The sequence below is a fragment of the Sulfurimonas paralvinellae genome (assembly GCF_014905135.1).
In the GTDB taxonomy this organism is placed as follows: domain Bacteria; phylum Campylobacterota; class Campylobacteria; order Campylobacterales; family Sulfurimonadaceae; genus Sulfurimonas; species Sulfurimonas paralvinellae.
The window spans coordinates 1,278,926-1,302,689 of record NZ_CP041406.1; the positions used below are offsets into that span (position 1 = coordinate 1,278,926).

Here is a 23,764-nt window from a genome sequence, read left to right on the forward strand (position 1 = left end):
ATAGAATATGATACACTCAAAACAATTTACACTCGACCAGCTTGCACCTATTGCTGTGTACTCAAAAATAAGGGAGATGTTTTCAAAAGAGATATCTTATCTTTTTGAGAGCGCAGGAGGAAGTGAAGGAAACTACTCATTTATCTGCATCGGTGCAAGAGAACGCTTGCAATACATCAACAATGAAACCGTCTATACGGATAGTAATGGGAACAAGCATACAAAAGCTGAAAACCCTTTTACTTTTTTAAAAGAGTACTATAAAAAAGTAGATACAACCATCTATAAAGAAGCGACAAAAGATCTTGGTGTCGGTTATGTTGACGGTTTTATCGGTTATATTGGTTACGATATGGTCAAAGTTTTCGAGCCAAAACTTGGAGAGAGCATGGATCATCTTGTTGATGAGCTGCACACACCGGATTTGGACCTTATCCTCCCTAAACTCGTACTAGTCTATTCTCATAAAAATCATAAGATCACCCTTGTCTCTACGCTTCAGGAGTATGCTGATAAATTTGAGACTATAGAAGCAGATCTTAAAGGGACATATACCTACAAACATAGAGTTTATAATGTTGGTAATGATGCCGGAAGCTACGCACACTCCAAAGAGAAATTTTTTGAGATGATCGACAAGTCAAAAGAGATGATAAAAAGCGGCGATGTCTTTCAGATCCTAATGACAAACCGTTTTACACGTCATATCCAAGTCGATGCTTTCTCTTTTTATAGAATCTTACGTGCAAAAAACCCCTCTCCCTATATGTTTTTAATGGAGTATGAAGATTTTAGCATTGTCGGTTCATCCCCTGAAGTCATGGTACGTCTTACCGATGGAGAGATACTCCTTCGTCCGATTGCAGGAACACGAAAACGCGGCAGTACAAAAGAGCGTGATAAAGAACTTGAGATCGAACTGCTCAATGATCCAAAAGAACTTGCAGAACATCTTATGCTCATAGACCTTGGACGTAATGATGTCGGGCGTGTGGCAAAGACAGGTACTGTAAAAGTGGAAGAGATGATGCATATAGAACGTTTTTCTCACGTGATGCATATAGTCTCTGATGTCGTAGCCGAGCTGCGTGAGGACAAAGATATGTTTGACCTTTTCATGGCGACGTTTACAGCAGGAACGATGACAGGTGCACCAAAAATTCGTGCCATGGAGCTCATTGCCGAGTATGAAGGTCTCAAACGTGGTTTTTACAGTGGTTCCATTGGTTACTTTGGATTTGATGGTAATATGGACTCTGCCATCACCATACGTACAGCACTTGTTACAAAAGACAAGGTTGTGCTTCAAGCCGGTGCCGGTGTTGTTGCAGACAGCATCAAAGAGCTTGAATACCTTGAAGTGAAAAACAAGCTTGGTGCACTTATTCACTCACTTGAAGATCTAGACAGAAAATAATGCAGCTCTTTGCTATTTTTGGAGACCCGGTAGCACATTCTCGCAGTCCACTTATGCACAATTCTGTCTTTAAACATTGTCATTATCCAGCCTGCTATACACGTGTTCATCTCAAAGATGGTACCCAGTTACGTGAAACATTTTTCAAACTCAAACTCAGCGGTGCCAATATTACAGTGCCCCATAAAGAAGCAGCCTATGCGGCGTGTGATGAGATACGCGGATTTGCAAACGATGTCGGCGTTGTCAATACCATCATCGAAGAAAATGGCAGACTTATCGGATACAATACAGATGCTGACGGTTTTTTATATGCCATCAGTGAGTTTCAAACGATTAAAAAAGTACTGATTCTCGGTGCAGGTGGAACAGCGAAAGCGCTCAGCCAAAAATTTTTACAAGAGCAAATGGAAGTCTCTGTTCTCAATCGAAGTGAGGGTCGACTTGCCTTTTTCAAAGAAAGAGGCTGTAAGACCTACACTTGGAATGATGTTCAGCTTGAAAATTATGATTTGGTAGTTAACACGACAAGTGCCGGTCTCAAAGATGAGGAGCTTCCTGCCCCCGTAGAGATCATCCAAGATCTACTTCACGCAACACGATATGCTGCTGATGCCATATATGGCAAACTAACGCCTTTTTTACAGCTGGCAAAGCAATATGGCATTACCTATAAAGATGGTGCAGATATGCTCTTAGGGCAAGGAGTTTTGGCAAATGAACTCTTTGTTCAAAACAAACTCTCAAAAAACGAGATTGAAAAGTTTATGAAAAAAAGCTTTGCACTTTAACGTGAAAAGCTAAAACCGATGGAAAATTTCGTTACCTCTCTGTTGTAATCCACTAAAGATTCAACATAACCATTAAAGAATTTTACATACAAATAGGTATCATGCGGCAGAGGATATGAATATGTTGCTTCCACTGCGCCTTTTAAACTGCTTATATTACCACGAACCATAAAAGTAAACATATGCTCATTGTAAAAATAGGTAAATTTCGCTTTGGTATAACCCAAATATTTCATAATATCTGGATTATCAGTCAAATCTTCAGATCCCAAATAAGGTGTCATAAGTGTCAAATCTGTTAGAAGAGTACCGTGTTGCAGGGTTAATGTAGTGTAAAGATAATTAATGCTCTTAGAGAGATTATAACCATTGAAGAAAGGAATATTTGTTGTATTGGGCTGTCCATTGGATTGATGAGCAATTGCAAATTTTAACGAACGCATATTTAAACCAGAAGTTTTGTCGCTTATTGGAAAAACAACAAAGCCTTCCGGGTTATAAATACTTTCTCTAAACGGTGACGAGTTAATATATATCTGCCAAAAAGCTCTATGTGTATAGGAAACATAATACTTTTCATGCAATCCAAAAAGATCATCAGCAATTTTAAGCTTTAAACTCACCTGCAGTTCCGCTTCTTTATTGTCATAAGTAACAGTAGGTTTATGAGAAATATATCTGCTGTTAGCAATGCCAAAAGGCAGAATATAATTGGAACGGTATGGTTTAAGACCAAAGTCACCATCAAGCCAATGCTGCATATTCTCTTTCGATCTGTCATTTTGAACATTTTCAATATTGATCTGACTCTTCGTCTCATCTACTTTTTTAACTTCACATACAGCAGCTGTCTCTGCAAAGAGAGATGCACTTAAAAGCAGTAGTAAATAAAATCTAATCATACTCTCACCCTGTCTTCCAATGCTCTCGTTAAAGAGAGCAGATCAATATTTTCCAAACTCACTCCTGTCGGCACACCCTGTGCTATTTTTGAAAAGTTAACACTGTATTGACTCAGTTTATCTTCTATGTAAAGAATAACCGCATCGTTAGCAATAGAAGGTGTCAAGGCAAAAAGCACTTCACTGATGCCATTTTTAACAATATCTTCTAAATGAGATACGGAGAACTCTTCTAAAGAATCAAGCACAAAATACCTGCCGTCAAAAAGAGCATTCTCTTCTAACAGCAAAATATCTTTGGCATTCTCGACAATACATAAAAGCGTAGCATCCCTTGTCTCATCTGCACAGATATGACACAGTTCATCTTCACTCATGCCGCCGCAGATACGGCACTTTTTCAGACTGCCTATGGCATCTTCTATGGCATGTGATATTTTCAGCCCCGCATAGGTATCGTTCATTATCATGAAATAGGCCAGACGCGTTGCAGACTTCTTACCGATAGTCGGCAGCTCCTGCAGTGCATCAACCAGTCTGTTGAATTTTTCCAATGCGTTATTCATTCTTCTCTTTCTCTTTTGGTAACAACAGCCATAACTTCAGTGGTGCTTTAAGATGCCCGGCAAGCGCTAAAGCTTCCTCTCCGCTGCCGACAAAAAGATCCGCTCTCACAGTTCCTTTGATGGCACCGCCCGTATCTTGAGCAAATACAATTTTGTTTATTTTTGTGTTATTTAAATCTGCGTGCAAGTATAACATACTTCCAAGTGAAATGTAACGTTTATCTACAGCAATTGAACGCATAGGTGTCAATTCTACACCCAAAGCCCCTGTTGCCCCATGTTCTCTTTTTGAAAAAAAGACCATTGAATTATTATAGTTAAGCACTTCATCTATACGGTCAGGGTGCTCACGCAGCCACTCTCTGATACTTTGCAGTGAAACCTCTTCTAAAGAGAGCTCATTTTTCTTGACGAGATATTTTCCTATGGAACGGTATTTATAACCATTTTGATTGTCATAACCTAAATAAAAGGAGCTATTGTCATCAAGTTTTGCTATACCCGAACCCTGAACTTCCAAAAAGAATTTATCTATCTCAGAATCACAATAACACAAGACCGAAGCATTGAGTTCATTTGTTTTGGCTTCGCCTCTTGTCAAGTATGGGATAACCCTGTTTCCATCCAGTCTTCCTCTTAGTCTGTAATGTTTCAATTCCGGATAAATTTGAGAGAGATCGACCACAACCAAATCTTTTGGCGTTGCATAGACAGGGTACTTATATCGATCTGATTTTTGATATGATGCATGAATCTCTGCTTCATAGTAACCTGTTAAAAGCCCGGTATCATCTTCTTTGTCATTTACTATTTGGTAAGCTTGAAAATTCTCTCGGATAAATGTTTCTACATCACTTACATACTTAGCTTCATTACATAAGTTTTCATAAATTTCAAACGCTTTTTTTGTCTGACAGTTCTTTTGAAAACTCTGCAAAACCGCATCGAAGTTTTCTGCATTAAATTCCGGCAATGTTTCTATAGCAACCGGCTTCAGTCTTGTATGAGGAAACTCTTTAAATATCACAGCCGGTTTTTTGGAACAGGATAAAAAAAGTAGAGAAATGCATAAAAGAAATATTGCTGTTTTCATAGGAAGGATTATACCTTAGCAGACAAAAAATCAAATAAAATAAGGTATAATTTCAAAAAAAATTTGACTACAGGATAATCATTAATGGAAGAATTAAGCTATTATGAGATTTTAGAAGTATCACAAGACGCAGATAAGGCGACGATCAAAAAAGCTTACAGAAAAATGGCAAAGAAATATCACCCAGATAAAAATGCAGGTGATAAAGAGGCTGAGCATATGTTTAAACTCATCAATGAGGCATATCAATGTCTCAGCGATGACCAACAGCGAAGCATCTATGACCGTTACGGAAAAGAAGGACTTCAAGGAATGGGAGGCGGAGGCGGACACTCTTCTGCCGGCTTTGATGACCTTGGTGCTATATTTGAGGAGATGTTCAGCGGTTTTGGCGGAGGAGGAAGAAGACGTCAGAACCCTGCGGATATGGAAAAATACCCTCTCGATATGAATATAGACATGACTATAAGCTTTCAAGAAGCGGTCTTTGGATGTGAAAAAGAGATAGAGTACAGATACAAAAAATCCTGTGAAGCATGTAAAGGAACAGGGGCAAAAGACGGTAAACTCTCTACCTGCCAGCAATGTAAAGGGCAAGGACAGGTTTATATGAAACAGGGCTTCATGACCTTTTCACAGACATGTCCTGTATGTCACGGTACAGGTTCTTCAGCAACAGAAAAATGTAAACAATGTCACGGTGCCGGTTATGAAGAGGTAAAAGAGACAATCACTGTCACTGTTCCACAAGGAATCGACAGCGGAAACCGTCTACGTGTTTCAGGCAAAGGAAATATTGGTAAAAATGGCCGCAGAGGTGATCTTTATATCACTTTTGATGTCAGGCCTGACAAGCACTTCATCAGAAATGACAATGATGTATATATTGAAATACCTGTCTTTTTCACACAGGCTGTCAAAGGCGATATACTGACAATTCCTTCACTTACAGGAGAGTTGGAGCTGAAACTTCAAATAGGCACGAAAGACAAACAGCGCTACACTTTTAGAGGTGAAGGTATCGAGGATGTCCATGGACACGGTAAAGGAGATCTTATCGCCATTGTTGACATTCAGTATCCTAAGAAACTAAGCGATGAGCAGTTGGAACTTTTAAATAAACTGCAGGAATCTTTCGGTGTTGAGTCAAAACCGCATGAAGGTGTTCTTGATTCTGTCATTGACAAAATGAAAAGCTGGTTCAAATAGCATGAACAAACAGCATCTGAAAGATCAGCTCTCAACACTGGCTCTGTCCATGTTCAGAAAAGATTTTTTCGGAATATATCACGGCTCGCTCTCTGCAAAGACAGAGACCAGCCGTTTTCTTATCAATACAAAAGAGGCCGTTTTTGATGCCATTGACAATGATGCCCTTATAGAGCTCTATTTTAAGAAAGACTATCGTTGGAATCAGGCAAGTATCGATGCCAGCATTCATCAAAGTATCTATTCACAAATTTCAGAAGCGAAGTTTATCTGTTTTACTATGCCGCAGTTTACCACCGCTTACTCACTTGAGCATAATATTATCACACCGAAAGATTATTTCGGTCATCGAGAAATCGGTTTTATAGAGATCTTTGATCCAAAGCAGTTTGAAGACTGGTATGAACGAGCTCAAAGTGAAATAGCCTACTACTTTCAAAGTAAAAAAACAAATATCATGGTCATCCGCGGTTACGGTGTCTATACCTATAGCAGAGACATGCATGAAATGGCAAAGCAGCTGGCCATTTTAGAAAAAAGCTGTCGTTTGCTGATGCTGGAGAAAGGGACATCTTCCGTCTTTGATGATTAAAATCAGTTTTTAAAGCTCTTTTATCGCAGAGTAAGCCACATCCATCATTGTTTTTATCTCATCTTCTGTAATAATATACGGCGGCATAAAATAAACGATATGTCCAAGCGGACGCAATAAAACGCCATGTTTTAACCCATATTCATAAACTTTCAGTCCAATACGCTCCTCAGCCTTATAGCCTTGTAGCTCAACCGCACAGACCATTCCCGTTTGTCTGACTTGGGCAACATTTTCAAGACTTTCAAACTTTTTGAGCTGCTGCGTCATAAATGCAGCCTTTTGCCTGTTTTTTTCAATGATGTCATCATTTTCAAAAATATCCAAAGTGGCATTTGCCGCGGCACAGGCGAGCGCATTACCCGTATAGGAGTGCGAATGCAAAAAGGCTTTATGTTCATTGTAATCACAGTAAAACTTTGCATAGATATCATCGGATGTAAGGACAACTGAAAGTGGAAGATAACCCCCTGTCAAACCTTTAGAAAGCACTAAAAAATCAGGAGAAATGCCTGCTTTTTCACAGGCAAAAAGCTCACCTGTACGCCCAAAACCGACCATCACTTCATCAGCGATAAGATGGATATTGTATTGACTGCATATCTCACGCAAGAGCACCAAAAAATGGGGATGATACATATGCATATACCCTGCCCCTTGAATCAAAGGCTCAACGATGATGGCACTGATCTCATCAGCTCTGTTTTGACATAAGATCTCAAACTCTTTTGCTGCGTCTGCAGCACTCTCTTTACTCATATCTTTTGGTACAGGCGTTTGTATGGTCTGCATTAAAAGCGGCTCGTAGGTATCTTTATAGAGTTCTACATCACCAACACTCAGCGCTCCTATTGTCTCACCGTGATAAGAGTTTGTGAGTGAGACAAAAAGCGGTTTTTTCTCGCCACTGTTGAGATGAGCATGATAACTCATCTTGAGTGCCACTTCTACAGCCGAAGAGCCGTTATCAGAATAAAAACACTTCTGCAGACCATCAGGTGTTAGTTTTACAAGGCGTTCAGAAAGGCATATAACCTGCTCATGTGTAAAACCTGCAAGTATAACATGTTCTAATGTGTCAAGCTGTTCTTTCACTTTCTCGTTGATATAACTGTTAGTATGCCCGAACATGTTAACCCACCATGAGCTTATTGCATCTATGTAACGATTGCCTTCAAAATCCTCAAGATAGATGCCATGGGCTTTTTTTATCGGTATAAGCGGCAGTCTTTCATGATCTTTCATCTGTGTACAAGGGTGCCAAAGTACATCTAAATCTCTGTTTTTCAATTCTTCATTTTTCATAAGCAAATTATATCTTTTATCTCCTCTCTTTATCAAGTTTAAAGGCGAATTTACATAGAATTACGTAAATTTGAAGATGAAGGTTTTTTAATATTATGATTACATGGATGCAAAGACACAAGAAGTGGCTTATAATAACTATCTGGATTTCAACTATCGCTTTTATTGGAGCCGGTTTTGTCGGCTGGGGTCAGTACAAATATGGCGACAAAGCAAGTTCTGTTGCAAAAGTCGGTGACGTTGAGATCAGTATGAGCGAGTTGCAAAAAGCATACTCTCGTTTGTATCAACAGTATAACCAAATGCTTCAAGGAAATTTCGACGAAGAGAAAGCCAAACAGTTTGGTCTGCAGAAACAGGCGCTCCAACAGCTTGTTCAACAGGCACTTCTTGTAAATCTGGCAAAATCATATGACTTGATGGTCAGTGATATTGAACTTTTCAGAGTTATCAAGTCGCAAAAAGTCTTTTACAAAAACGGTGCATTCGATAAAGAGACATACAAACAGGTACTTTCACAAAACAGAATGACTCCAAAAGAGTATGAAAAAGGACTGCGTAGAGAGCTTCTCATCCAAAAGGCCGTTGGACTGCTTCCTGTAAAAGCTTCACCAAATGAAGAAAAGATCGTTACTACCCTGCTCAACATTGCCGATAAGATCAACTATAAAATACTTTCAGAAGATATGATTCACATAACACCTACAGATAAAGAACTCAAAAACTTTTGGGAAGGTCAGAAGAACAACTTTATGACTGATGTAAGTTATGAAATAAACTTCGTAAAACAATCTCCGGTATCCAAAGAGTATGATAAAGCCGCTATAACAAAACACTACCAAGAGAACAAAACACACTTTCGAGACAAAGAGGGGAAAATTCTTCCACTTGAAAATGCAAAAGATGCCGTCATCAAAGAACTCAATGCAAAAGCGAGTAAAGATGCAGCACTGCGAACATACATTGCATTTAAAAAAGGCAAGCTTGATCCAAGCGTAAAAAAAGAGACACTTACAATTTCAAACAGCAATAATCCGCTTGGCGACCAAGTTCTCAAAACAGTAACAACGCTTTCTGCAACAAAGCCTTATGCAAAACCTGTTCTTGTGAACGATACTTACTATATAATTGAGTTAGTTAAAACAAACCCTGCAATGCCGAAGTCATATGAAGCGGCAAAAGCAGAAGTTTTACCACTCTATCTTGCACAAAAGAGAAAAGAGAAGCTTTTTGCGTTAGCAAACAGCTCTGTAGATACATTTATTGGGCAAACTACCGATTTTATTACTGTTAGTTCAGTGGACAAAATCAATGGTCTTACTAAGAATGAAGCAGGTGAGTTTTTACAGAAACTTTTTACTACTGATAAAAAGAAAGCTTTTATAACATTGAAAGACGGAAAAATTGTTTTGTTCAACATTTTGGAACAAAAACTGCTTAATAACAAGAATAGTAACGGAAGTGATGTTATCACCCGATTAAAAAGTACATTGTTTAGTGAAGGTTTAATGAAAACACTTCAAAACAAGTACCAAACTGAGATATTTATCCAAGGACTCTAAATTGAGTAGAACTGTTTTAGCCATCGACATTGGCTCAACAAAAATTTGTGCTGTTACCGCTGAGATAGCTGATGATAACAGTATCTCTATCACGGGAGCCGGCACGACAAAAGCACAGGGTCTCAAAAAAGGAAGCATTACAAACATAGAACTCGCTGCACGAAGCATTAAAATAGCTGTTGAAGATGCCAAACGAGTTTCAGGTTCAACGATCACGAGTGCAATTGTCTCCATCTCAGGAGCTTACACAAAAAGTCTAAACTCAAATGGTATTGTGAACATTCAATCAAAAGAGATATCTTTTGAAGAGATCAAACGTGTCATGCACACCTCTTTATATAATGCAAATATTCCAAATGAGTATGAAGTACTGCATGCCCTTCCATTTAACTTCAAAGTAGACGACCAGGACTACATCGAAGATCCGCTAGGAATGAATGCCTCACGTCTTGAAGTTGAAACACACATCATAACAACACAAAAATCAAATCTCAACAATCTTAAAAAAGCGGTCAAAGGTGCAGGAGTCGATGTTGAAAATATTGTACTCAACTCTTATGCTTCTGCCATCGCAACACTCAACGAAGATGAAAGAGAACTTGGTGCTGCTGTCATTGATATGGGTGGTAATACGAGCAATATTGCTATCTATTCAGGAAACTCTATCCGATATAATGAATACCTTGGTGTCGGTTCGAATCATGTGACAAGCGATCTCTCTATGGCGCTTCATACACCGCTTAATGTTGCCGATAAAGTCAAACTGACATACGGCTCTTTACTTACTCCAAGTAATGACCTTATAGAACTTCCTGTAATCGGCGATGAAGATACAACACATGAAGTTTCACTAGAAGTGGTCCACAATGTCATCTTCGCTCGTGTTGAGGAAACACTAATGATTCTTGCACAATTCATAGAAAAAAGCGGTTTAAAAGATCAAATCGGTGCTGGCGTTGTTCTTACGGGTGGTTTTTCAAAGATGGAAGGCATTAGAGATCTGGCAATTGCCACTTTTGGTTCTATGCCTGTGCGTTTGGCAAAACCACGTGAGATGAATGGACTTTTTGACACACTCAGAGAACCTGAATATTCAAGTGCCATTGGCTTAATAATGTATGCAGCTGTTCCTTATACGCCGTATGAAATCGATGTAAACAAAAGAGTACGCCATACAAATGAAAAACCGACACAAAGCACACATGTCGACCTTTCAGATACAAGTGAAAACCTTACTGCACCACTTGCACAAAAAACAGAAGAGCAAGAATCGAAGATGATCAATCTCGAAGCAGCACAGGCTAAAAAGAGTGATGAAGCAGGAAGCCTCAGCAAATTTTGGAATTGGGCAACCCAGTTATTTTAAAGGAGTGAAATATGGAACCGTTTGTAATTGAAGAGACAGTAAACCCTAATGGTGCACGAATCATAGCAGTAGGCGTCGGCGGCGGCGGCGGTAATATGATCGGGCACATGATAAACGAAGGTGTCAGCGGTATTGAGATGATGCTTGTCAATACTGATGCACAGGTACTCAGTGAAACGAATGCTGCCACAAAGATCCAGATCGGTGCGAAACTCACAAAGGGACTTGGTGCAGGAATGAAGCCAAACATCGGTAAAGATTCTGCATTAGAGAACTATGATGATATTCGTTCTGCATTAGAAGGTGCCGATATCGTATTTATCTCTGCCGGCCTTGGTGGAGGAACAGGTACCGGTGCGGCTCCTGTTGTTGCGCAAATAGCAAAAGAAGTCGGAGCACTTACTATTTCCATTGTCACAAAACCTTTCATGTTCGAAGGACGTAAACGTCTTAAACTTGCTGAAACAGGTCTTGAAGAGTTGAAAAAAGAGAGTGATTCCATCGTCGTAATTCCAAATGACAAACTCCTTTCTATCATTGACAGAAAACTGGGACTCAAAGAGAGCTTTAAGATCGTTGATTCTGTTCTTGCACAGGCAGTCAGCGGAACTTCAGGTGTCATTCTCTCAAGCGGTGAAAATGACATTAACCTTGACTTTGCCGACTTGCAAACTGTTATGAGCCATAAAGGTATGGCACTTATGGGTGTTGGTGAGCATGAAGGCGAAAATGCTGCCTATGAAGCTATTAAAGCGGCTATTGAGTCTCCACTTCTTGACAATATGTCCATTAACGGCGCGATGGGTGTACTTGTTCACTTCAGTATGCATCCTGACTTTCCTATGATGGAACTTGCAGAAGCGATGGAAGTCGTTCATGAAAGTGCACATGATGATGCAGAAGTTATCTGGGGAACGTCGACAGATGCCTCACTCAATGAGAACTATGTAAAAATCACGATCGTAGCAACCGGTTTTGAAAAAGACCTTGCCAACAATGATGACTTTGTACCTGAAGAGCCTGTAGCACCGCAGGTAAAAGTCCGCCCTCGTCTTGTTGTCGGTGGTGATTTAGACAGTGACTACCTAGATATTCCAGCATATATGCGACAACAGCAAGACTAACCTTGTCCACTTCCTTTGAAAAAATCATGAAGGCCAAATCACTCCTTGGTCTTCGTGAAAAGTCCTCCATTAAAGAAATCAAAAATCGTTATAAAGACCTTATGAAAAAATGGCATCCCGACAAACATCCGAATGATGTCGACAAAGCAACTAAAATGAGTATGAAGATAAATGATGCCTATAAGACTATTTTAGAATACTGCAATAACTATGAATACCCATTTGACGAAGAGAGTATACGAGAGAAGTACCAATCCCCTTCTGAGTGGATGCAAAACAAATTCGGCAATAAAAAAGATACTATTTAAGCCAAACACCATTTTTGAGATAGTAGCTGAGTGGATAGTATGTCACAATGAGCATATAGAGCGTATTGTAAAAAAGAGAAAGACGAAAACGTTTTAACTGCTCCTCTTTTTTAAACTCTATCAACCCAAGAGCTATACCAAAAAATGTTCCTACAAATAAGATGATATAAAGAAAATAGCCGATGTAGTTATAATCTCGCTGCAGAAGACAAAACGGACAGTGATGTGTCGGTAATTCATAGATATAAGTGCCAAAGAAAGCAATCAGTGTGATGATTGCCATAATGAGATAAAAAACATTGGTTATGGCATAAAAATATCTGTTTTTTAGCAGGTAAAATAGAACAAGCAGCACAAAAGTTCCATAAAAAAAAGAGAGCAGTAGTGAATGAGAAGCACCTAGAACCTCTGCCATATAAGTTGCTGATGTCGTTGAAAAAATAGCTCCGCAACAATCAACAACACTATTTACATCCAAAGCACCATACATCATGCTCTCTATAACGATCTCTGCTAAAAGTAAAAAATAAGCTACACAAAAGAGCCAAAATTTCTTTTTAAGATAGGGTTGATTTTCATACTTCATATCTTCATCATTGAGCACTATCCAAAAAGCGAAAACATACAAATTGAGTATCTTTAACAAAAGCAGCGGCGTACCGTAAGTTGTCGCACTGACAACACCGGCTGCACACATAGCTCCTGGAAGCAAGGTAGCTATATTATTGAGAGTATAAACAAAAAAGATAAAAAGAGGTACTTTGACATAGAAAATAAATTTGATGATGGTTGCCGAGAGATAGCTTTTCTTTTCAAGCTCATACTGATAAGATGTCGTTGCATTAGTATCATAACTGCGTACTATTTTCACGGCGTTTACAAATGCTATGGTTGCAAAAATCACAAACAAAGCATTTATAATGTATAGCGTGATGATTTCCGGTGTTAAGAGCATTACAGGAGATTTCCGTGTTCAATGTTTACGATTGTATCTACAAAATCAAGATCGAAAAAAAGTGGATCATGTGTTGCCACAACAATGGTTCTCTTTTTTGATTTAAGATCACGCAGCATCTCTATAAACTCCAAAGAGAGCTTCTCATCGAGGTTTGCCGTTGGTTCATCGGCTAAAATAATTTTAGGATCATTTATATTTGCTCTGGCAATGGCAACACGCTGCTGCTCCCCGCCTGAAAGATTTTTAACCATCATGTCAATTTTTTGTTCAATATGAAATTTACCAAGCACGGCAGCTGCTTTTTGATCCATAAGCTCACGCGGAAGATTTAAAGGGAAGAGTGGAAGCAGAACATTCTCTTTAACTGAGAGTGTCGGGATGAGATTGTACTTTTGAAAAACTATACCGATGTTATCACGTCGATAAGTTGCCGCAAAATGATCAGGCAGTTTCGATATCTTTTTACTGTCAACAAACACCTCTCCTTCAGTCGGCTTTGACAAACCTGCGATCAAAGAGAGGATAGTACTCTTTCCACTGCCGCTCATACCTTTTAAAATGACTAACTCACCCTCTTTAAAAGTCAGATTGATATTGTTAAGTGCATGAACATTGCCATCATATATCTTTGTAATATTTTTCAGTCGGATCATCGCATCACCTCATCAGCGTCTAAAGTCGCTACTCTCCAAGACGGTATCAAGGTTGCGGCAATATATACCGGTACAGAGAGTAAAAAGATCAGCAAGATATATGACATATCAATATGCACATTCAGCGTAAAGGAGTTGATATCCAAAAGATTTTCATGGGTAAATATTGATCCAAGCAATGGTGCTTTTAACAAAAAGACATATATATAAGCCAACGCAACACCTAAAATAAAAGAGAAAAGAGAAAGTAGTGATGCTTCATAGAATTTTGCATGCAATACATCTTCCACTCGCCAGCCTAAAGCTTTTAGAATCCCTATCTCCCGTTTCTCTTCTGAACTCAAACCATTGGCTTTATCATACACGATAACAAAGAATGTAAAAAGAGCTATAATAAAGAGTGAAAGGAAAACACCATTGTCATAATCAAAGAGTTTCTCATACTTTACGCTTAAATCATTTTTGGATACTACCTTTGCATTTGGCAACAGCAGACGAATCTTTGAAGCGATGAAATCGAGTTCATTTTTATTAGCAACGCTCAAAGCAATATCTGTTACCTGATTTTTATGATAACCAAAAATCTTCTGAGCTGTCTCTTTTTGCATGAGTATCAAATTTTGCAGTTCTACACGCTTAGAGACATCAAAACTATCTGCAAGAGACACTTTTAAGAGTTCTCCATCAGGCTTCACAAAGTTAAAATATTCCTTATAATAGGCCTGTTTCATTGCCTTTTTTACATTTATGCTCACCAACATAGAAGATTCATTGATGTCATGTTTTTCAAGTAGTTTTTGGATGAAAGGATCACTCTGTGTTTCAAAAGGATCCACACCCACTATATAAAAGTTTTTATCTTTGGCTCTAAAGTAGTACGTTCCCTCAACTCTTGTTCTTCCGGAACTTATTCCATCAATTTCCAAAAGTTTGTCAAGCAGACCGGCATCAATGGCAGCAGGTTTTCCGGCCTGATAGTTTTGTACAAGAATATCGGGCTGATTTTTTATACGCTCACGCAGTTCATACTCTATGGAACTTGTCGTAAAAAAAAGGCTTGAGAGCAGTGCTACTAAAAGTGTAAATACCGTAACTATAAAGAAATTTTTACTCTTATAGCGTAAAATATATGCATAGGCATACTCTAATAGATAAAAGTTTATCTTACTCATCGAGTTTATATACCATATCTGCTGTTATATCATCAAATTTGACAATTTTTTTACCGCGATGATCAAGCAGAAAATTCTCTGCTCTTTTTTTATCTTTAAAAGCAATAAGTTCATTGCCCATAGGGCCATACACATCACTACCAAGGACAAAATAAGCATCTTTAACATTCACGGTCTCTTGTGTATAGTAAGATTGCGTGAGCATCTCTTTAATATTTTTATTGTGTTCAAAATAATACTTCATCAAATCTTTCATACCGTCAAAATAGAGTTTCTTGCCATCTTTATACGCTATCATACTTACCCATTTTGGATATTTGTATAAAAACATCCCACATACTGGACACTTCTCATCATGAGATACATGAATTACAGGATATTTTTTTGTAACTTTTTTTTCTCTTTTAACATCCCAGAGATAAAGAGCAAGCGCTTCTTGATAAGCCGGTTTTAGTTGAGAGCACTCCTGCTTTTTCTCTATACTGTGAAATAGCTCATTATAGGTGCTGTATTGCGTGAGATTAACAGTAGAGCATTTTTTTTCAAAAATCTTTTTACCCATCGGATATATTTTCTTCTCTTTTATAGCAGAAGAGTAGTTTGGATAGGCAAAAAGATTTGTTAGAAGAAAAAAAGCAAATAGGAAAAATAGTTTAAAAAAAGACATAAAAAGAGCACCTTATTTTTAAAATTATGATACCCAAGAAAGTGTTAAAAAAGTGTTAATATTGTGCTAGTCAATACGCAGAAGCATTAACCTTCTGATAAAAAGCACTACAAGGGCAACCGCTAAAAGTTTAAAATCTATCTCACTGGCTATATGGATATTTTCAAAAGTATCACTTTGTGTAGCTTCTTTTCCCATTAACTGCATTGAAAGAATTTTTGGTACATAAACCGCTGCGAACATGAGTGAAGAAAATATTGCAGTTACCGCTGCGCCAAAAACAATAGCGTCACGCTGTCCCATCTTATACATATAAGCTTCATAAAAAGCGATGTATGCTGCCAAAAAATATGCCCAGTAAGCAAATCTACGAAAAATCTCTCCCATAATCATACCCATGTTATAATGATCTATCAACATCCCTACAAGGTATTTGTCACTATGAAAAATAACAGGTGCTACAATGGCACCAAGAACAAGCACAGCCCCTAAACTCGCTGCCACAATCAACAAATAACTAAAATCCAAATATATATTTCTTTTTAACAATTTTATACCTTTAGTGTAAAGCCTCTGTCAAATGATGCATAATCTTTATAAAATTCGAGGCTTGAAAATTCTTTATCTTTTAAATAATTCTGTATTTTACTCTTTTGGTCATAACCCATCTCACAACTAAAAAATCTAATCTTTTGCTTTAAGACTTCATCAAGCAGTTGCTGAATGATCTCATCACCGACTTCCCCACCAAAAAGAGCGTTTTGTGGCTCGTAGGAGAGATTTGATGCCAATGGAGCATCATTTGCAATATAAGGAGGATTTGAGACCAGATAATCAATGGTTTCGCTAATTGGCTCTAGTAAAGAACCCTCACGCAGCTCAATTCTCTCCTGTAGTGCAAATTTTTCAATATTTTTATGTGCAACAGCCAATGCTTTTGGCGATATATCGACAGCGATAATCATCGCATTTGGAAATTTCTTTGCAAGCATGATTGAAATGATACCGCTGCCGACACCCACCTCGACAAATGTTATCTTGGCAGTTTTATCTGCAATGTTTTTCTCAATCTCATCGATGAGTATTTCTGTCTCAGGACGAGGGATCAATGCCCCTTCGTCAATATAGAACTCTTCGGAGTAAAAACTCACACGATTGACGATGTATTCAAAAGGCTCACTCGCACATCTTCTCTCTACCCAGTGAAAAAAACTTTCATCTACTTCAATTTCATCTTTTTGATGTGATATAAGCCAGAGTTCATCTTTTTCAAAAAAAGCCATAAAAAGAAGCTGTGCCTCACGCAAAGCTCGTTCAATGGAGTGCTGCGTGATCTTCTCAGTTGCCTCACGCAGCAGATCACTTACTATATATCTGCTTCGCATTTACCTGCTAATCCACTTTCATCAACATACCCAATATCAACACCAAGCTCTTTGAGTCTCTCTATAACAGGCGGATGTGTGTAATGAAAGAAAATATAAAGCGGATGTGAAAGTGGAAAGCTTTTGTTCTCCGTTACAAGTTTCTTTAATGCGTTGGCAAGTTCTATCGCACCTGCAGCACCACCGAGCTCACTTCCTGTTTTATCTGCTTCATACTCATTATGACGACTCACTATTCCCATAATCGGCATCATGATAAAGCCAAGCACAGGCATAAAAAGCATCAAAAGAATCATAACCACATACGGCTCACGTGAAAGTCCCATTTCCATATACAAAGAGTCAGGAAGATTTCCAAAGAGTGCGAACATCACAAACAGCATACCGCCTACAAGGGCAATATTCTTATAGATATCACCATGAGCGAAATGCCCCAGCTCATGTCCTAAAACTGCTAAAAGCTCTTTTGTTGTCAATTTCTCCAACAAAGTATCGAACAGTACGACACGCTTTGTTTTTCCAAAGCCTCCAAAATAGGCATTGAGTCTTGCATCACGCTTACTTGCATCAGAGATGAATACACCCGAACTTACAAAACCTGTCGCATCCATCAATCTTTTGATCTCACTGTCAAGTTCTTCATCTTCAAGCGGTTTAAGCTTATCAAAGAACATTGCACGAAATGTCGGGTAGAGCATATTTATACCAATGACAATAGCAAAGATAAAGAGAAAACTCCAAAGCCACCAGAGTGTAAAGTTCGTCATTATCTCATAAATACCCCAGACAACCAAAGAGCCAAGGATAAGCATCATAACAAAAGAGATAAGCGTGTCTTTAATCCATTGTCCGATTGACGATTTATTGAAGCCGAACTTTGTATCGATGACAAATTTTTCATAGTATGAAAAAGGAAGAGAAATGATGTAGTTGATAATTACAAATCCCATAACGATCGCAATATTTTTCATCGCTTCATCTTCAAGCAGATAAAATTGATGTTCAAGCGCTTTAATACCAACGTCAATCCATGCGATAAAAACAAGATAGTCTACAAATGTATTGACAATTGCAAGTTTCTCTTTTGCTACGGCATAATTACCGGCTTTTAAAAAATCGCTTGCACTTAAAAGTACCGGAGTCTTTCTTTTTGTAATGTTTATATAGCCGATCTGCATTACACTTGTGTAAATAGAGACAGCTACATAAAGTGTATAGATACCCACAATGGTCATTAACATTTATGCACCCTTCTTGAAGTGAGAATTTTCAACCATGCTATTTTACCGGCATCTCATGTGTACCATAAGGCATAGTTACAAATTCTTCTTTTACTTTTATAGTTTCATTTTTAGCATTGAAAACTTTTGATGCTACGGTAAAACCAACACCAATTAAAAGGCCTACGATGATGACAGCCCAAACTATTTTCTTCTTTTCGCCTTTGAGCGTGTCATAATCACTTATCGTTTCGTTACTTGGTTCCATATTTTATCCTTATAAATAATTTTATGGAATGGTAACACACAACTAACTAAAACAACTAAGCGGTTTTAAAGTAGTTTGACGATTTAAGTCTACTTTTTATTTTATTTTATCGTCAGACAAACAACTCTATTCAACAGGGTAGTCTAAGATATAGTCAACCACTTTTGATTCTACGGTCACCTCTTTGATGAGTTCAACAACTTTTAAATGCTCTTCATGAACAGCATAGGCCTTAAGATCCTCTTCACTCTCAAAAGTTGAGTAGAGTGAAAGATCCATTGCCCGCTCAGATTCATTGAAGTTGATACCGACTTCCATTGTTTTGAGGACATCTATCTTACTTTCAAGTTTTTCAAGTTTATCCTGAACTTTTGCTATATTTAAAACCTTATTTTCTTCCTTGAACTTAAACATTACTATATGAACTACCATGCTATATCCTTAAAAAATTTCAAAATTTTATCGAGTTTTTCGTTAAAGTTGGTTAAGATTGTGACATGAAAGAATTATACGGCGCAGGCATTCTGTTTTTTTACTTTTTCAAATGGCCCTATGTCATAGGATTTCCATTTCTCTATTTTCACGGTATGCAAAACAATTATTTTCTTAACGCTTTGTGGCTATACTGTCTCTTTCTTATTTTGAAAGATTTTTATACTTTTTATAAAAGAAGAAAAACAAACAACGAAGATTAAGAAAGTATCCCTGTCCAAAAATATTTTGCAATCATTACAATAAAAAAGACACCTAAAAGATTTAAAACGATCCCATAACGAATCATATCCCGTACATTGACCACTCCACTGCTCATTGCAATGGCATTTGGCGGTGTTGCTATCGGCAGCATAAAAGCATACGATGCACAAACAGTTGCCACCATCATAAAGAGTGTTGCATTGATACCGGACTGCTGCGCAACCGAATAAATAACAGGCAGCATGATAGATGTCAATGCTGTATTTGAAGTTATCTCAGTTGTAAACGTGATAAGCAGTGCAACACTCAAGAGTAAGAACAGAGGCGTCATAGATGTCATACTCAACAGATACGATGCAAGTTCATCAGCCAATCCGGTTTGAGAAAATGCTTTGGCAATGGAAAAGCCGGCACCGAACAAGAACATAATGGCAAAAGGAACTTTTTTACTATCTTCACTCCATTGTAAAATACCAAACGGCGGCATGAACAAAACAAGTCCAAAGGCAAGCAATATACCGCTTTCGCTCAGTCCCAACCCATTCCAAAAAGGCTTCATAGGAGCATTAACCAACAAGAGTACAATCAAAGCACCCAGCAAGAAAAGAACTTTTTTTTGTGAACTTTCAAGTCCCTTTATCTTAATCTCTCTTTGAATTACTATATCACCGACACCAATGCTCAGCAGCATACTGACACTCACAAGCATGACAAATACAAGCGGCGCCACCATCCACATCCATTGAAAAAATGGAATAAGCGCCATACCCTGCTCTTGCATGATTCCCAAAAGAATTAGATTCGGCGGCGTTCCAATGGGCGTTAAAATTCCACCGACACTTGCACCGTAGGCAATGGCCAATGCAAAACGCATCTTCAATTTTGTATTTTCGGTAATGAAAATAGCAATAGTAATGAGTAACAGCGTCGTTGTCGTATTGGATAAAATAGAGCTTAGAAGTGCTGAAGTAAGAGCCAGTGAAAATATCATTCCACGTGGTGTTGCAGGAAAAAATCCAAGTATTTTGTCAGCTATAAAAATATGCAGCTTGGTTTTTTCAACAGCGATTGCAAGTAAAAAACCGCCTAAAAAAAGATAGATAATCGGATGAGCATAGTTGAGAGTCGTTGCTTTTGTAGAGATGATACCAAAAGCCGGAAACAGAATGATAGGAAGCAAAGAGATAACACCTAAATGAAGTGCTTCATTTGTCCATAAAGTCACTAAAAATGCAATAATTCCAAGCAGTCGGCTTTGTGTCTCATCAAAAAACGAGAGTCCAATCATATAGATTCCAAAGCCTATGCCAAGTGCTATGGCTATTTTTAACAACTGCTCTTTATGCTCATGCATTCATGCTCCTTTTTCAGTTCGTCAAAAGATCTCGAAGAGATTCCTGTGGGCTTTTTCCTTCCAGCATCGCATAGACTTCGGTTGCGATGGGAAGATAGAGTTCATTCTTTTGTGCAATATCTCTCAAGGCATACGCTGTCCCGATTCCTTCGGCAACTTCGCCAAGGTCTTCTAAGATCTCCTCCTGCGTGAGCCCTTTTGCCAAACCGAGTCCAACACGAAAATTCCTGCTCATCGTTGAAGATGCGGTCAAAAACAGATCACCTGCACCGCTGAGACCTAAAAAGGTATCTTTTTGAGCACCATACACACTGCCAAAGCGCTCCATCTCGACAAGTCCACGTGAGATAAGTGCCGCGGCCGCATTATTGCCAAGTTCAAGTCCTGAACATATTCCTGCTGCAATCGCGATGACATTCTTATACGCTCCGGCAATCTCTGCACCAACAACATCTTCAGAGATATAGGTCTTAATAAAAGAAGGGAAAAAGGCTGCGAACTCTTTTGCTATCGTTTCATTCTTCGCATTTATCACCAATGCTGTTGGCAGTGACTGTATCACTTCTACCGCAAAGGATGGACCTGAGAGAAAAGCTATATTTTCATCAGGAATATATTCTGAATAGATCTCATTTAAAAACCTGCCGCTTGAGGCTTCAATACCCTTAGAAGCCACAAGAACTTTTTGACCCCTAAAGACAAAATTCTCTTGAAGCCATCTTGCAACCTGTTGAGCAGGAACACTTATAACAAGATATTCACACGCAAGGATCTCTTCCAGTGTAACAAAATTTTTGATCGCTCTGGGTGTTCTCGAAGTAATCAGCACATCATGATTTTCGCTCAACGCAAAATGAAGTGCAGACCCCCACTTACCAGCTCCAATGACTCCAATTGACATATCGCTTACTCCCTATTTTATTTTCAAACTCGGCAATATCTGTCTCATATCCTACAACAACAAGAATATCACCCTCTTCTATAATGTGGCGCTTGGCTTTAGAAGAGTAGATAAATTCGCTTTTTTTGTCTTTTCGCATAACAGATAACACAATGATACCATTATATCTCGTCCAGTCTATACTACTGAGTTCTTCATCTTTGAAATGGCTGCCTTCGCCTATTTTTATCTGTGCAATCTTCAGATCACTCTCTTCATATAAGATACTGTGCAAGACCTTGTTTGCAATCGGCTTTTCAAGCATATTTGTGATGATATCCGACGTCGTTTCAACAAGAGGAATCACCTTACTTGCCCCTGCCATCTTGAGCTTGTTCGCACTCTCACTATTTGAAGCAAGCGCAATGATCGTCAAATCTTTAAAATTGGCACGCAGAGAGATGGTCAAAAAGATATTTTCTGCAATATCTTCCAGAACACAGAAGGCAATTGAATTTTCCATGTCAACACCTTGTTTCATCTCAACCCACTCATCACTCAGATCGAAAAGTTCAAGCTCTATCTCACTCTCTTGAAGATCTTCTTCATGTAAAGAGAAAACTTTTACATGCGCATATTTATCTTTTACATTTGCAATAATTTCATGCGCATATTTATTATGTCCAAAAATAAGTGCCGTTGCTTTACTCATTACTAGCCTTTATCTTTGTATGCAGATATTTCTCAAATTCTAGAATAAACACCTGATATCCTACAACTAAAAGATAATCCCCTACTTCAAGAAGCATATCATCGAGAGGATTAAAATAAAATCTGTCACTGCTTTGCTTATAAATACCTAAAAGAACGACCCGAAAATCTTTGTTTCCAAGATCTCCAACTGTCGGAAAATATTCTACAATACGTTCTGTCACTCCGAGTTCATCTATCTTCACATCTGCATTTTCACTTCTTAATTCATGAATCACCTCAAAAGCAACCGGCTTACCAACAAGTTCTTTTGTTATAAGACCGACAAGTTCCTGAGGATATACAGTCAGGTTTATACCTGCAAAAGTCATTTTTTTCTTATTGGCATCGCTCATCAGCAATGAAAGAATAAAGACCTCTTTATTGATAGAACGAATAGTCAATGCGGCATAAACATTCTCAATGTCATTCTCACGCAAACAGAGAATTGCCTTAACCTGTTTCTCAATATCTATTCCAAGCTTTTCATAACTCTCTATCCGGCCTGGATTATAATGAAGCGTCGTAAAACCATCTTTTTTAGCCTGTGCCACTCTCTGTTCATCTTCATCCATTACTATAATGTCATTTCTGTGACTTGAAAGCTTTCTTGCAACCTCACGCGCAACATGTTCATACCCGCAAATAAGATAGAATTTCTTTAGTTTTGAGACATCCTCAATAGTCTTCATCTCACGAATCTCATCGAGTTTTTCTGTAAAAGCCGAAACAAAAAGAGATGTAGTAAAAGCCAAAACAGAGATACCGGCAATAATGACAAGCATCGCGACAAAACGCCCTTCATGAGTGACAGGAGTCATATCACCGTACCCAACAGTAGAGATCGTAACGATTGCCCAGTAGATAGCCTCATAAAGTGTATCTATCGGTGATGCTGGGTTATTTCCTTCCATAACATAGATAAGTACGGAAGATATAAAAATGACAACTGCTGCAAAGATACCAAGTGTAAGAAATTCAAACTTCTTAGTCGCTAAAACAGAGGAGAGGGTTTGCAGACTTTTTGCATATCGAAAGAGTTTAAAGACACGAAAAAGAATAAAAAGGCGTAAAAGACGCAGCTCATGATAAAAAGGCAAAATTGCAAAGAGATCAATGAGCGCCATAGGTGAAAGCATATAGGCCAGTTTGACTTTAACAACATCACGAAATGCCTTATAAAGGTTTACTTCACGGTGTAAAAAGGTATCGTGTTCCGCTCGGGCGACAATGATCTTGCTCACACTGCTGCTTACCCAAAATCGAAGCAGATATTCAATTAAAAAGATAAAAGAGATGACATAGTTGCTAAAGAACATCAAATGATCATCTACATGGTGTTTCACTTCACGAATAAGTACACCAACACTGATAAAAATAAGAATCGCCATAAAAATATCTATATATTTTTTATATTTATTTTTATCATCTTCTAAAATATTATAAAAAAAGCGCTTGCGTTTTTGATACGATTTTGATGTATCGAGATAATAGGCAAAATTGATTATCCAGCGCTTTAACATTAC

General features: G+C 38.2%; 25 protein-coding genes. 8 read left to right on the forward strand and 17 right to left on the reverse strand.

Annotation, left to right across the window (positions count from 1 at the left end; all coding sequences use genetic code 11):
* Positions 1-7: 7 nt before the first annotated feature.
* Together FM071_RS06670 and FM071_RS06675 are read left to right on the forward strand one after the other, a co-directional pair.
* The gene (locus FM071_RS06670; RefSeq protein WP_193110037.1) at positions 8-1,417 is read left to right on the forward strand and encodes an anthranilate synthase component I family protein; all 1,410 of its coding nucleotides are present in this window, start codon (positions 8-10) and stop codon (positions 1,415-1,417) included.
* Complete coding sequence (locus FM071_RS06675; protein WP_193110039.1) at positions 1,417-2,208, forward strand: shikimate dehydrogenase; 792 nt, start codon at positions 1,417-1,419, stop codon at positions 2,206-2,208. Before FM071_RS06670 ends, FM071_RS06675 begins: the two co-directional genes overlap by 1 nt.
* Here the strand turns inward: FM071_RS06675 and FM071_RS06680 are convergent.
* Genes FM071_RS06680 through mltA form a run of 3 tightly spaced genes read right to left on the reverse strand, consistent with a single transcriptional unit; the run spans position 2,205 to position 4,769 of the window.
* Positions 2,205-3,110 carry a phospholipase A gene (locus FM071_RS06680; RefSeq protein ID WP_193110041.1) on the reverse strand — a complete coding sequence of 302 codons (906 nt, stop codon included), beginning with the start codon at positions 3,108-3,110 and terminating at the stop codon, positions 2,205-2,207. The two genes, FM071_RS06675 and FM071_RS06680, sit on opposite strands and share 4 nt — an antisense overlap.
* Positions 3,107-3,676: a recombination mediator RecR gene (gene recR, locus FM071_RS06685; RefSeq protein ID WP_193110043.1), complete on the reverse strand. Its 570-nt coding sequence runs from the start codon at positions 3,674-3,676 to the stop codon at positions 3,107-3,109. The genes FM071_RS06680 and recR overlap by 4 nt, the downstream gene beginning before the upstream one ends.
* Positions 3,669-4,769, reverse strand: a complete 1,101-nt coding sequence (gene mltA, locus FM071_RS06690; protein WP_226960508.1) for a murein transglycosylase A — start codon at positions 4,767-4,769, stop codon at positions 3,669-3,671. Before mltA ends, recR begins: the two co-directional genes overlap by 8 nt.
* Before the next feature lie 84 nt (positions 4,770-4,853).
* On the opposite strand from mltA, the gene dnaJ reads away from it, so the two are divergent.
* Positions 4,854-5,978 (forward strand): molecular chaperone DnaJ, encoded by a 1,125-nt coding sequence (dnaJ, locus tag FM071_RS06695; protein ID WP_193110045.1) that lies wholly within the window; start codon positions 4,854-4,856, stop codon positions 5,976-5,978.
* A 1-nt stretch (position 5,979) separates the two neighbouring features.
* Positions 5,980-6,570, forward strand: coding sequence for a class II aldolase and adducin N-terminal domain-containing protein (locus tag FM071_RS06700; RefSeq protein ID WP_193110047.1), 591 nt, complete (start codon positions 5,980-5,982; stop codon positions 6,568-6,570).
* A gap of 9 nt (positions 6,571-6,579) precedes the next feature.
* On the opposite strand, the gene FM071_RS06705 is transcribed toward FM071_RS06700, so the two are convergent.
* Positions 6,580-7,875 carry an adenosylmethionine--8-amino-7-oxononanoate transaminase gene (locus tag FM071_RS06705; RefSeq protein ID WP_193110049.1) on the reverse strand — a complete coding sequence of 432 codons (1,296 nt, stop codon included), beginning with the start codon at positions 7,873-7,875 and terminating at the stop codon, positions 6,580-6,582.
* Between the two features lie 107 nt (positions 7,876-7,982).
* Between FM071_RS06705 and FM071_RS06710 the strand changes: the two genes are divergently transcribed.
* The 4 genes from FM071_RS06710 to FM071_RS06725 are packed head-to-tail and all read left to right on the forward strand — an operon-like array spanning position 7,983 to position 12,235.
* Positions 7,983-9,437 carry a peptidylprolyl isomerase gene (locus FM071_RS06710; protein WP_226960510.1) on the forward strand — a complete coding sequence of 485 codons (1,455 nt, stop codon included), beginning with the start codon at positions 7,983-7,985 and terminating at the stop codon, positions 9,435-9,437.
* Between the two features lies 1 nt (position 9,438).
* The gene (gene ftsA, locus FM071_RS06715; protein WP_193110053.1) at positions 9,439-10,803 is read left to right on the forward strand and encodes a cell division protein FtsA; all 1,365 of its coding nucleotides are present in this window, start codon (positions 9,439-9,441) and stop codon (positions 10,801-10,803) included.
* An 11-nt stretch (positions 10,804-10,814) separates the two neighbouring features.
* On the forward strand, positions 10,815-11,927 hold the full coding sequence (ftsZ, locus tag FM071_RS06720; RefSeq protein ID WP_193110055.1) for a cell division protein FtsZ: 1,113 nt from the start codon (positions 10,815-10,817) through the stop codon (positions 11,925-11,927).
* 26 nt (positions 11,928-11,953) lie between these two features.
* On the forward strand, positions 11,954-12,235 hold the full coding sequence (locus FM071_RS06725; protein WP_193110057.1) for a J domain-containing protein: 282 nt from the start codon (positions 11,954-11,956) through the stop codon (positions 12,233-12,235).
* Here the strand turns inward: FM071_RS06725 and FM071_RS06730 are convergent.
* The 13 genes from FM071_RS06730 to FM071_RS06790 form a co-directional block, all read right to left on the reverse strand.
* Positions 12,228-13,139, reverse strand: coding sequence for a hypothetical protein (locus FM071_RS06730; protein ID WP_226960511.1), 912 nt, complete (start codon positions 13,137-13,139; stop codon positions 12,228-12,230). The genes FM071_RS06725 and FM071_RS06730 overlap by 8 nt on opposite strands.
* Positions 13,140-13,189: 50 nt before the next feature.
* A complete protein-coding gene (locus FM071_RS06735; protein ID WP_193110061.1) occupies positions 13,190-13,846 on the reverse strand; it encodes an ABC transporter ATP-binding protein in 657 nt (218 codons plus the stop codon).
* Positions 13,843-15,018 carry an ABC transporter permease gene (locus FM071_RS06740; RefSeq protein ID WP_193110063.1) on the reverse strand — a complete coding sequence of 392 codons (1,176 nt, stop codon included), beginning with the start codon at positions 15,016-15,018 and terminating at the stop codon, positions 13,843-13,845. Before FM071_RS06740 ends, FM071_RS06735 begins: the two co-directional genes overlap by 4 nt.
* A complete protein-coding gene (locus tag FM071_RS06745; RefSeq protein ID WP_193110064.1) occupies positions 15,011-15,685 on the reverse strand; it encodes a nitrous oxide reductase accessory protein NosL in 675 nt (224 codons plus the stop codon). Before FM071_RS06745 ends, FM071_RS06740 begins: the two co-directional genes overlap by 8 nt.
* Positions 15,686-15,751: 66 nt before the next feature.
* Entirely contained in the window at positions 15,752-16,234 is a 483-nt protein-coding gene (locus FM071_RS06750; protein WP_193110066.1) for a DUF4149 domain-containing protein, read from the reverse strand.
* Positions 16,235-16,236: 2 nt separating this feature from the next.
* The gene (prmC, locus tag FM071_RS06755; protein WP_193110068.1) at positions 16,237-17,070 is read right to left on the reverse strand and encodes a peptide chain release factor N(5)-glutamine methyltransferase; all 834 of its coding nucleotides are present in this window, start codon (positions 17,068-17,070) and stop codon (positions 16,237-16,239) included.
* Positions 17,052-18,311: a M48 family metallopeptidase gene (locus FM071_RS06760; RefSeq protein WP_193110069.1), complete on the reverse strand. Its 1,260-nt coding sequence runs from the start codon at positions 18,309-18,311 to the stop codon at positions 17,052-17,054. Before FM071_RS06760 ends, prmC begins: the two co-directional genes overlap by 19 nt.
* Before the next feature lie 37 nt (positions 18,312-18,348).
* A complete protein-coding gene (locus FM071_RS06765; protein ID WP_193110071.1) occupies positions 18,349-18,558 on the reverse strand; it encodes a hypothetical protein in 210 nt (69 codons plus the stop codon).
* A gap of 126 nt (positions 18,559-18,684) precedes the next feature.
* Positions 18,685-18,990, reverse strand: coding sequence for a Dabb family protein (locus FM071_RS06770; protein ID WP_193110073.1), 306 nt, complete (start codon positions 18,988-18,990; stop codon positions 18,685-18,687).
* Positions 18,991-19,249: 259 nt separating this feature from the next.
* Positions 19,250-20,608, reverse strand: coding sequence for an SLC13 family permease (locus FM071_RS06775; protein WP_193110075.1), 1,359 nt, complete (start codon positions 20,606-20,608; stop codon positions 19,250-19,252).
* 13 nt (positions 20,609-20,621) lie between these two features.
* Positions 20,622-21,509, reverse strand: a complete 888-nt coding sequence (locus FM071_RS06780; RefSeq protein WP_193110077.1) for an NAD(P)H-dependent glycerol-3-phosphate dehydrogenase — start codon at positions 21,507-21,509, stop codon at positions 20,622-20,624.
* On the reverse strand, positions 21,481-22,200 hold the full coding sequence (locus tag FM071_RS06785; RefSeq protein WP_193110078.1) for an NAD-binding protein: 720 nt from the start codon (positions 22,198-22,200) through the stop codon (positions 21,481-21,483). Before FM071_RS06785 ends, FM071_RS06780 begins: the two co-directional genes overlap by 29 nt.
* Complete coding sequence (locus FM071_RS06790; RefSeq protein ID WP_193110080.1) at positions 22,193-23,761, reverse strand: ion transporter; 1,569 nt, start codon at positions 23,759-23,761, stop codon at positions 22,193-22,195. The genes FM071_RS06785 and FM071_RS06790 overlap by 8 nt, the downstream gene beginning before the upstream one ends.
* Positions 23,762-23,764: the final 3 nt, after the last annotated feature.